Annotated in this window: 5 protein-coding genes and 5 pseudogenes; 2 read left to right on the top strand and 8 right to left on the bottom strand. The window is 62.1% G+C overall.

Going from position 1 to position 10,561, the window contains the following annotated elements:
• Positions 1-48: 48 nt before the first annotated feature.
• Positions 49-1,332, bottom strand: coding sequence for an FAD-binding oxidoreductase (locus HT737_RS04855; protein ID WP_182401676.1), 1,284 nt, complete (start codon positions 1,330-1,332; stop codon positions 49-51).
• A gap of 149 nt (positions 1,333-1,481) precedes the next feature.
• Positions 1,482-2,847: pseudogene (locus HT737_RS04850) on the bottom strand (glutamine synthetase family protein).
• Between HT737_RS04850 and HT737_RS04845 the strand changes: the two are divergent.
• Positions 2,731-2,982 carry a hypothetical protein gene (locus tag HT737_RS04845; protein WP_182401678.1) on the top strand — a complete coding sequence of 84 codons (252 nt, stop codon included), beginning with the start codon at positions 2,731-2,733 and terminating at the stop codon, positions 2,980-2,982. The pseudogene HT737_RS04850 and the gene HT737_RS04845 overlap by 117 nt on opposite strands.
• Positions 2,983-3,395: 413 nt before the next feature.
• On the opposite strand, the pseudogene chrA reads toward HT737_RS04845, so the two are convergent.
• The 5 genes and pseudogenes from chrA to HT737_RS04820 form a co-directional block, all read right to left on the bottom strand.
• Positions 3,396-4,740 (bottom strand): annotated as a pseudogene (gene chrA / locus HT737_RS04840) (chromate efflux transporter).
• Between the two features lie 66 nt (positions 4,741-4,806).
• Positions 4,807-5,700: a LysR family transcriptional regulator gene (locus HT737_RS04835; protein WP_095668906.1), complete on the bottom strand. Its 894-nt coding sequence runs from the start codon at positions 5,698-5,700 to the stop codon at positions 4,807-4,809.
• 247 nt (positions 5,701-5,947) lie between these two features.
• A pseudogene (locus HT737_RS04830) lies at positions 5,948-6,848 on the bottom strand (bestrophin family protein).
• Between the two features lie 35 nt (positions 6,849-6,883).
• Positions 6,884-7,883 (bottom strand): annotated as a pseudogene (gene moaA, locus HT737_RS04825) (GTP 3',8-cyclase MoaA).
• A 261-nt stretch (positions 7,884-8,144) separates the two neighbouring features.
• Positions 8,145-8,996: a CAP domain-containing protein gene (locus HT737_RS04820; RefSeq protein ID WP_182401674.1), complete on the bottom strand. Its 852-nt coding sequence runs from the start codon at positions 8,994-8,996 to the stop codon at positions 8,145-8,147.
• Positions 8,997-9,194: 198 nt separating this feature from the next.
• Here HT737_RS04820 and HT737_RS04815 point away from each other — a divergent pair, with 198 nt between their 5' ends.
• Complete coding sequence (locus tag HT737_RS04815; RefSeq protein ID WP_047293535.1) at positions 9,195-9,815, top strand: cell wall hydrolase; 621 nt, start codon at positions 9,195-9,197, stop codon at positions 9,813-9,815.
• On the opposite strand, the pseudogene HT737_RS04810 reads toward HT737_RS04815, so the two are convergent.
• A pseudogene (locus HT737_RS04810) lies at positions 9,812-10,561 on the bottom strand (LysR substrate-binding domain-containing protein); the annotation flags it as partial. The gene HT737_RS04815 and the pseudogene HT737_RS04810 sit on opposite strands and share 4 nt — an antisense overlap.

The raw sequence follows: 10,561 nt of genomic DNA, 5'->3' as shown, positions 1-10,561 counted from the left end.
AGATCAAAAAGATCGCACCTTCGGCAGCTCCTACGGGGATCGGGGGTGTCAGCGAAGGCGTTCAAGCATCTGGTAATACCACATCCCCGCCGCCAGCAACGGATTGCCCAGTAAATCCCCCATCGGCACCCGAATGTGTTGGCACTGCGCAAAGGTGTCGAACTGTTCCATCTGCCCGGTGATCGCCCGGCTCATGATTTGGCCCATGATGTGCGTCGTCGCGATGCCGTGTCCCGAGTATCCCTGGCAATACCAGACGTTGTCCGAGAGCTTGCCCAGTTGCGGGATGCGGTTGATCACGATGCCCATCGCGCAGCTCCACTGGTAGTCGATCTGCACCCCTTTGAGCGCCGGGAAGGTCTGCTCGATGCACGGGCGCAGTTCGGCGGCGATGTCCCGTGAGTCCTTGCCGCTGTAGTTCGCGCCGCCACCGAACAGCAGGCGCCCGTCGGCGGTGAGGCGGTAGTAGTCGAGGACGAAACGGCAGTCGTACACCGCGAGGTCTTCGGGGTTGATCTGCCGCGCCAGATCACCCAGCGGCGCGGTGGTGACGATGCCGCCCATGGCCGGGAAAATCTTGCCCTTGAGCTGGCCCGGTTCGAGCTTGTGATAGACGTCGCCGGCGAGCATCACCTGATTGGCGTCGATCTGGCCGTGGGCGGTGCGCACGCCCGGATTCTTGCCGTGAATGATTTCCAGCACTTCACTGTTTTCGAAGATCAGCGCACCGAGACTCTCCGCCGCCCGCGCTTCGCCGATGCACAGGTTGAGTGGGTGCAGGTGCATGTTGCGGGTGTTCTTGATCGCGCCGTGGTAGAGGTCGCTTTGCAGCACGTCCCGCACCTGGCTGCGGTCGAGCAGGCTGACCTCGGCGCCCAGTCCGCGGCGCACGGCTTCGTCGTAATCATTGCGCAAACCGTCCATGTGGCTCGGTTTGTAGGCGGCGTGCAGGTGACCGTGCTTGAGGTCGCACCGGATGCCATATTTCTCGACCCGCTGCCGGATGATTTGATGCCCGCGCCAGCGCAGGTGCCAGATGAAATCGTCGACCTCATCGCCGAGTTTCGGGCGCATCTGTTTGCGCATTGCACCGTCGCCGGAAAGGCTGCCGGTGACTTGACCGCCATTACGCCCGGTGGCGCCCCAGCCGATCTTGTTGCTCTCGACGATGGCGACTTTCAGGCCTTTTTCGGCGAGTTCGACGGCGGTGGCAACGCCGGTGAAACCGCCGCCGATGATCACCACATCAACCTGGTGTCGGCCCTGCAGGGTCGGGTAATCGGTGTTCTGGTTGAGGGTGGCGGTGTAGTAGGAATTGCAGCGTTGGCTCATGTCGGTGTCCACACAAATTCTTTGGTTATACGCGGTCACTTGTGGGAGCGAGCCTGCTCGCGAAGGCGTCGTCACATTCAACCTATTAAGTGACTGACACACCGCTTTCGCGAGCAGGCTCGCTCCCACAGGAGATTAGTGGTGAGGCTTCAGGCTTCGGTCAGGTACCAACGCCAGTCCTGCTCACCCACCTCGGCCATGAACTGCCGGTACTCGGCACGCTTCACCGCCAGGTACACGCCAAGAAATTCCTGGCCCAGGGCATCCCGCGCCCACGCAGAATTTTCCAGCGCCTGCAGCGACGTCAGCCAGTCGGTCGGCAGCAATTCCTTGGCCTGCGCATAGCCGTTGCCCTCGACCGGCGCACCCGGATCGAGGTCTTCACGAATACCACGATGGATCCCGGCAAGGATCGCTGCCGCCGCCAGATACGGATTGGCGTCGGCGCCGCAGATGCGATGTTCGATATGCCGGGTGTTGGCCGGGCCGCCCGGTACGCGAAGGCTGACAGTGCGATTGTCGACGCCCCAGGTCGGCGCCAATGGCGCGTAGCTGTTGGCCTGGAACCGGCGGTAGGAGTTGGCGTTGGGGCAGAACAGCAGCAGCGTATCGAGCAGCGAGGCGAGCATGCCGCCAATCGCCGTGCGCAGCAGCGGGGTGCCGGCCGGATCCTCGGCGGCGAACAGGTTGCGTCCTTCGCCATCGGCAAGGCTGACGTGCATGTGCATGCCGGTGCCGGCCAGATCATCGAACGGCTTGGCCATGAACGTCGCTTGCATGCCGTGCTTGTGCGCCACCGCTTTGACCAGACGTTTGTAGCGCACTGCCTGATCCATCGCGACCAGTGCGTCGCCGTGTTCAAGGGTGATTTCCACCTGGCCTGGCGCATATTCCGAGATCGCCGTGCGCGCCGGAATGCCGTGCAGTTTGCAGGCACCGTAGAGGTCGGCGAGGAACGGTTCGATCTGCTCCAGTTCGCGCAAACCGTAGACCTGAGTGTGTCGCGGTCGGCCGCCATCGGCATCCAGCGCCGGTTGCGGACGGCCGTTGTGATCGCGTTTGGCGTCGAGCAGATAGAACTCCAGTTCGCACGCCATCACCGGGTGATAACCCTTGGCCTTGAGGCCGTCGATGACCTTGATCAGCAGATGACGCGGGTCGGCGATGCTCGCTGGCATCCCCTCGGTCGGGTGCATGCTGACCTGCACCGCCGCGGTGGGAATCTGCCGCCACGGCAGGCGCACCAGACTGCCTTCGAGCGGGTAGGCGCGGCAGTCGATGTCGCCGACGTCCCCACACCAGCCCGGAGTTTTCCACGTCCTCGCCCTGCACAGTCAGGCCGAGGATGGTGCTGGGTAGCGGGCGACCGCTCTGGTACACGGCAAGCAGTTCTTCACGGTGCAACAACTTGCCGCGTGGCACGCCGTTGGCATCGAGGATGAACAGCTCGATCATGTCGATATCGGGGTTTTGTTCAAGGAACAGGCGTGCGTCTTCGATGGCTGCGAATTTCATGGTCAATCACTCACGATGGCGCCGCGCAGGCGCGCAGAATCTGGCCGGACACGACGCGGTAAACAGGCGTGGGTGTCCTGGCAGGGATATCAAAAAGAAAAAAGTATTTCGCTAATGCCCGGCAGTCGGAAGTGACACTGAACCTGTGGTGAGGGGATTTATCCCCGACGGCGCGCGTAGCGGGCCAAAAAGATAGGGACTGCTGCGCAGTCCATCGGGGATAAATCCCCTCAACACAATGGATCTTTTCTGACTGTCGGAATCAGCAGGCGATATCCGGCGGGCGTGCGGAGTGACGCAGCTTGGAACGGCGCAGGGCCATGGGGAGATTGACGATGCGATTCATGCGCGGCCCCTGTGACAGAGGGCGCACACAGCGGAGACGTTCAACCTTTCTGGTTGTTGTGGTGACGTACTCATAACGCGTGTTTCCGTTGGCGGAAAGCGTCGGTGGCGGGGCAGACCCGCCGACCGGTGTGCCCGGATAGTAAGGGGCAATCTGCGGGTGTGTAAACCGCTGATTGCGCCCCGGCACCGTTGGACGACGTTCAGTGCAGCAGGTGAAAGCCCAGCCCGGCAAGGGCGCAAACGATCAACACTTCGATTACCCCCGCGCTTGAAAATGAACAGCGCCAACGCCGCCAGCAGCGCCAGCCCGATCAAAAACAGATCCGGATGCCCGGCGAAACCGCTTGGCCAGAACACGTGATAAGCGAAGAAACACGCCAGGTTGAGGATCACCCCGACCACCGCCGCGGTGATCGCGGTCAGCGGTGCGGTGAATTTCAGTTCGTTGTGGGTCGACTCCACCAGCGGCCCGCCGGCGAGGATGAACAGAAACGAAGGCAGGAAGGTGAACCAGGTCACCAGCGTCGCCGCCAGTGCACCGGCGGCGAATGCATGTTCCGCACCGAACGCCGGTTGCACGTAACCGCCGATGAAACCGACAAACGCCACCACCATGATCAGCGGGCCGGGTGTGGTTTCGCCGAGGGCGAGGCCGTCGATCATCTGCGTCGGCGTCAGCCAGCCGTAGTGCCCGACCGCGCCTTGATAGACATACGGCAATACCGCGTAAGCACCACCGAAGGTCAGCAGTGCGGCTTTGGTGAAGAACCAGCCCATTTGCGTGAAGGTGCCGTCCCAGCCGAACAGCGCGGTCAGCAGGCCCATCGGCAAACACCATAACGCCGCGCCGATCAACAGCAGGCGCCACAGCTTTGGCAGGCTGAATCGCGCATGCTCAGGCGTCGGCGTGTCGTCATCGATCAACGCCGGGCCGAAGGATTTGGCACTGCTGCGCTGACCGCCGTTGTTGAAGCGCTGTGGCGCCAGTCGCCCGCCGAGATAACCGATCAGTGCCGCCCCGAGCACGATCAGCGGGAACGGTAGATCAAAGGCGAAGATCGCCACGAATGACGCCCCCGCGATGGCCCACAGCCAAGCGTTTTTCAGCGCCCGCGAGCCGATGCGGTGCGCCGCGTGCAAGACAATCGCGGTCACCGCCGGTTTGATCCCGTAGAAGATTCCGGCGACCACCGGCACGTCGCCGAAGGCGATGTACAGCCACGACAGCGCAATCAGAATAAACAGCGACGGCAGCACGAACAGCGCCCCGGCGATCACCCCGCCCCAGGTGCGATGCAACAGCCAGCCAATGTAGGTCGCCAGTTGCTGGGCCTCGGGGCCGGGCAGCAACATGCAGTAGTTGAGCGCATGCAGAAACCGTCGCTCGGAGATCCAGCGCCGGCGCTCGACCAGTTCCTGATGCATGATCGCGATCTGCCCGGCCGGGCCGCCGAACCCGATGCAGCCGAGCTTGAGCCAGAAGCGCCAGGCCTGGCGCAGCGTTACGGGAGCGGGTCTGGGCAAATCTTCGGGTGAGGTGTTCAAGCGCGGCGCCTGCGGTGGATGTTGTCGGAGCCGCTATCTAAGCAGTTTTTTTGTTCAAGTGTGGTGTCAGGCTTGGCCCTTTCCAAACAACTTGCGTGCCTCGGCGAAGCACTTCTCGGCGATCGCCGAACGCGGTTCGGTCTTGCGCATCACCAGCCCCAGCGGTGCCAGCACACTGGCATCCGGCAATTGCATGAACGACAGGTGTTCGATCGGTTCTTCCAGCCCGCTGTCCAGCGGCATGATCGAGCAACAGAAGCCCTGATGAATGGCCTGTAACAGCTGATAGGTCGAATCGCTTTCCAGGATCGGCTGCGGATTGAGGCCGCGACTGCGGAAACTCAGGTCGATGGATTTGCGGTAATGCATGCCGGTGGTGATCATCCCCAGCGGCAGTTCGGCGGCGTCCTCCCAACTGATGTCCGAGCCTTCGAAATGGAAGTGGCGGTTGTCGTAAAGCAGCCCGACGCGGGTTTCGCCAATCTCGAAAAAATCGAAATAGTTAGGGTTGACGTGGTCGAGGTAGCACACGCCCAAGTCCAGTTGATTGTTGCCAAGCTCGGCGATGATCTCGTCGGAACTCCCCGACGACAGACTGAATTTCAACTCGGGATACGTGCCGGACAAGCTCTGGATGTAAGTGATCGGGTTGAAGTTGCTCAACGGCACCAGGCCCAGGCGCAGGCTGCCGACCAGTTGCCCGCGGCACGCTGCGGCTTCGGCAAACAGGCCGTCATGCGCGGCCAGCAGCGTGCGGGCCCAGGCCAGCACTCGTTCGCCGGCCTCGGTAAACCCTTCAAAGCGCTGGCCGCGATTGACCAGCACCAGATCCAGCTCATCTTCCAGATTGCGCAGACGCATCGACAGGGTCGGCTGGGTAATGTGGCAGCGGGCGGCGGCCTGGCCGAAGTGTCGGGTTTCGTCCAGCGCGATCAGGAACTTGAGTTGTTTGATGTCCACGATGGCACCTGCTCGTTGAGAAATCGGATTGAGTATCGACGCAGCGGCGCGCAGCGCACGAAAAACGCGAGGTGCGACGATCTCACCTGACGGTATGTGCGCCGGATCGGAAGAATTGAATAGCCTGTCGATCCGCTCTGGCGCCCATGGTTTCAAAGGCGTTGGCCGAGGTCAACGGCGCCGATAGAGCAGATCGATCATGGGGTGGGTCAGAGTGATCAGACCGTACTTGCGGGGGGGAGCGAGATCAGCTCAGCACATAGTCCACCGGCAGCAGCATTGCTGGAAGGTCGGCCACGCCCAGTTCGCTGAGGACGTCACGCTCGATGGTGCGCACCAGCGAGTCGGTCGCCAGGTCGTTTTCGTCGCGGCCGAACGGGTCTTCCAGCTCGTCGGCAATCGCGTCCAGACCAAAAAAATGTGTAGCTGACAATCGCGGTAAACAGCGGGGTCAGCCAGCCCAGCGGTTCGGCCATGGCGAACGGCAACAGAATGCAGAACAGGTAGATGGTGCGGTGCAGCAGCAAAGTGTAGGGGAAGGGTAGCGGGGTGTTTTTGATCCGTTCGCACACCGCTTGCGCCTGGGTCAGGCTCGTCAGGTGATTGGCCAGCAGCATGTAGCGCCACTCGCTCAGTTCGCCGCTCTGGTGCAGGTCGGAGCATTGCTGGCCGACCTGCTGCAGAATGCGCCCGCTGTAGTCCGGCACCTGTGCATCGTGTTGCGGGGTGATCCACGCACGGCTGGCCGCCGCTTCGCTTTCCCGGCGCAACCGCGCATTCAGCGAGTGGGCGAAACCGCAGAGGTTGAGCAGCAACGGTTTGCGCTGCGCTGATTCGCGGATGACCTGGGTTTCGCGGATCACCGAACGAATGTGCACCAGCACATCGCCCCAGGCTTTGCGCGCTTCATACCAGCGGTCGTAGCAGGCGTTGTTGCGAAAACTCATGAAAATCGACAGCGACAAGCCGAGCAAGGTGAATGGCGTGGCGTTGACCTTGGTGAAATTGCTCGGGTGGAGCATTTCCATCAGCACGATGGCCGAGGCCAGCAAGGTGACCATCAGCGTGCGCAGGGCGATGCGTTTGGCGATCGAACCCTTGAGGGTGAAGAGGATGGCGAACTGGTTGACCTTGGGTCTGACGATCATGCTGGGCGATCCCGGTTACGCAGGGTGAGGGCGGCTCAACCGCCGGTCATGTTCATGAAGCGCACGACCTGAACGTCGTCGTTCACTTCGAAATTGTGCCGGTACGGCTTGAGTTTCATCGCCTCGATAATGGCCTTTTCCAGCCGCTGCGGTTGCCCCGGATGAGCGCGCAACACGGCTTTGAGGTCCACCGAATGCTCGTTACCCAGACACAGTAGCAAACGCCCTTCGACGGTCAGCCGCACGCGGTTGCAGGTGCCACAGAAATTGTGGCTGTGCGGCGAGATAAAGCCCAGGCGAATGTCCGGTGCTTCGGCCACGCGCCAATAGCGCGACGGGCCTTGGGTCGACTCGGCGGAATCGATCAGGGTGTAGCGCTCGGCGATTTTCTCGCGCACTTGGACGCTGGAGAAAAAACGACTCGGCGCGACTGTGTTCGCTGATGATCCCCAGCGGCATTTCCTCGATGAACGAGACGTCGAGCTGGCGGTCGATGGCGAAACTCACCAGATCGTTGATCGCCTGATCGTTGCGTCCCTGCATCACCACCACGTTGAGTTTGGTTCGGGTGAAACCAGCCTTGCGCGCCGCATCGATGCCCTTGATCACCTGCGCCAGATCACCGGTGCGGGTCATTTGCTTGAAGCGATCCTGGTCGAGGCTGTCGAGACTGATGTTCAGGCGGCTGACCCCGGCGTCGAACAGCGGCGCGGCGAGTTTGTCCAGTTGCGAGCCGTTGGTGGTCATGCACAGCTCACGCAGGCCGGGCAGGGCGGCGATCTGTTCGCACAGTTTGACGACGCCCGGACGGATCAGCGGCTCGCCGCCGGTCAGGCGAATCTTGCGCGTGCCCAGCGCCACGAAGCTCTGCGCCAGTTGATAGATCTCCTCCAGCGTCAGCACTTGCTGGCGCGGCAGAAACTGCATGTCCTCAGCCATGCAATACACGCAGCGGAAGTCGCAGCGGTCGGTAACCGACATGCGCAGATAGTCGACGCGGCGGTTGTAACCATCGATCAAGACACGCTCTGACATGACAGCCTTGCAGGAGTAGAGAAGCCGCATTGAGCGGAAAGAATGGAGTGCACGCAGGTTAGGGGCAACGTTGGCAAGCGTCCAATCACTATTAGTGAATGGCTGATTGATGCGCTCGATGATGAGCTGATTGTTCACCGAGACGACGATCCGGGTTGAACGCCGACAGTGGGCGTGCTCGTGAAGGCGTCCGTGCAGTCGCCACCATTGTCAGAGCACATCCACTGTCAGCTGTGACCGCTGATGTTCCATCAATCAGGGTTATGGCGCGCCAAACATCGCGGTCCAGTAAATGCCGGCGCTGCTTTTCGGGTCGGTCGCGTAGGCGGCGCCGAGTTCCTTGTATTGTGGGTTCATCAGGTTGGCGCAGTGACCGGAGCTGGCAAGCCAGCCGTCGACGACCTTGCGCACTGTATCTTGCCCGGCGGCGATGTTTTCGCCAACCAGTTGGCCGCCGTAGCCGGCCAGTTCGGCGCGGTCGCCCGGGGTGCGGCCGTCACGGTCCTTGTGGTCGAAGTAATTGTTGTTGGCCATGTCGCGGCTGTGATCCTGAGCGATGCTGCCCAGGCTTGCACTCCAGGCCAATGGTGCCGCGGCGGCAAAGGCCTGGCCGCCGCATTGACGTGGCTGGGCGCGAGCGGCGTTGAGTTGTTCAAGCAACTTCTGGCCTTCGCTCTGCGCATCCCCGAGTTTTGCCGACAGCAGTGGTCGTGCCAGCACAATGCGCCAGTCGCGATCGGCGCGGCTCACGCCGACATCGACGAACTGCGGATCCAGCACCACCTGACAGAAGCTCTCCTCAATCGCCTTCATCGCCGACGCCGCATCGCGTGGGCCGTTGAGGGTGATCGCCTGCACATTGACCATCGGGTAACTGGCGCTGGCCATGGCTGTTTGCAGATCGACTGCTCCCGCGGCCGGCAGCCTCAGTCGCGGGTCGGCCGACAGCGGTGGCAGTTCATTGGACGCCTGGCTGCCGCAACGCTGCGGTTGGCTGCGGTAGGCATTGATCGACTCGATCAGTTGCGACTCGTCGGCAGCCATGGCCGAGGCGGCCACGGCCAGCCCAAAACACAGCGCGGCAAAGCGCAAAACGGATGGCATGAAACGCATGGAAATCTCCTTGAGCGGAATGCGCTCATGATGCGCGAAAGGCCCCCGGTCCGTGCAATGTCTTTTTCTTCATCGAGCCGGTTTTTCTGCGGAACGTTACGCCGGCCTTTGCCGTCTACACTCTCCGAAGGCCCCGGGAACCGGGCGTCTCCCCCACGAAACACCTTGCCCGGAACGGGCGCTGCCGGAAGAACTGACATGGGATTGAAATGGTTGGCTGGCTGTTTCGCAGTAACCCTGATGGCCGGTGTGGTGATGGCCACCGATCAGGCCCCGATCAAGGCCAAGGCCGAAGAAAAAGCTCAGGTGCTGGAAGAGAAAGCCGCTGACAAAGTCAGCGCGGCGCCGGCACCCAAATCCGAAGCGATCACACCGACTGAAGTACAAGCCGTGGACCCCGCCGGCACCGCGCCGCTGGACGATCCGATCACCTGCCTGGCACGCAGTATCTACTGGGAAGCCAAGGGGCGCGACACTGCGGAAATGCAGGCCGTGGCCAGCGTGGTGATGAACCGCCTGGGCCATGATGGCTTTCCCGACACCGTGTGTGCAGTGGTCAAACAAGGGTCGGAAACCAAGAGTTGCCAGTTTTCCTGGTGGTGCGATGGCAAGGCCGATCAGGTCAAGGAAGACGCTGAATACACCTTGGCCAAGGACATCGCCGGCAAGGCGCTCAACCGCCAGTTGCCGGATCGCACCCGTGGCGCGTTGTACTTTCATGATCGCAACGTGCACCCGAGTTGGGCCAAGGAGTACAAAAAGACCGCCGCGGTCGGCAAATTCCTGTTCTATAAACCGGCCGGCGGCGATGCGCGTTAGACGCAGACTTCCCGTACACAATTGCGCAACCAGCGGTGCGCCGGGTCGGCGTCCATGCGCGGGTGCCAGAGCATCGATACGCTGATCGGCGGCATCCTGAAGGGCAGGGCGAAGCTGTGCAGGCCCATGCGCAGCTTGCTGGTGTGACGCTCTGGAACCGTGGCGATCAGGTCTGATTCGCGGACCAGCGTCAGCGCCGCCGAAAACCCGCCGAATGAAGTAACGATATCCCGCGTCAGACCCGCAGCCAGCAACGCTTCGTCCACCGGGCCGCTGCTGCGCCCGCGACGTGAGATGAGAATGTGCTGGCCGCCAGCGAAGCGTTTGCTGCTGATCTTGCCCGCACTCAATGGATGGCCCTCACGAACTGCACCAATCCAGTGATCCTGAAACAGGATACGGCTGTGCAGCGCCGGGTCGGTGCTGTCATCGACCACACCGGTCTCCAGATCCACCCGGCCTTCACGTAGAAGGGTGCTGTCCTTGTCGGCCTTCTGCACAAAGCGCAGGCGCACGCCGGGTGCTTCTTCGGCGATGCGCGCGAGCAGGGCGGCGGCGAAGGTTTCAACAAAACCGTCGGTGTTGCGCAGGGTAAAGGTGCGCTGCAACTGGCCGGGGGTCGAGAATCTCGGCGGGGCGCAAAGCGGCCTCGGCTTCCTGCACCAGCGTGCTGACTCGCTCACGCAACTCCAGCGCACGCGGGGGTCGGCACCAGGCCACGCCCGGCGCGCACCAGCAACGGGTCG

This window comes from Pseudomonas sp. MD195_PC81_125 (assembly GCF_014060985.1).
In the GTDB taxonomy this organism is placed as follows: domain Bacteria; phylum Pseudomonadota; class Gammaproteobacteria; order Pseudomonadales; family Pseudomonadaceae; genus Aquipseudomonas; species Aquipseudomonas parakoreensis.
Note: the sequence above shows the minus strand (reverse complement) of the source record. Positions and strands in the feature narration are given on the sequence as shown.

Bases quoted from the DNA above. Each gene is read 5' to 3' on its own strand.
- HT737_RS04820 (WP_182401674.1), bottom strand. From the start codon at position 8,996: ATGCGTTTCATGCCATCCGTTTTGCGCTTTGCCGCGCTGTGTTTTGGG.
- HT737_RS04815 (WP_047293535.1), top strand. From the start codon at position 9,195: ATGGGATTGAAATGGTTGGCTGGCTGTTTCGCAGTAACCCTGATGGCC.
- HT737_RS04855 (WP_182401676.1), bottom strand. From the start codon at position 1,332: ATGAGCCAACGCTGCAATTCCTACTACACCGCCACCCTCAACCAGAAC.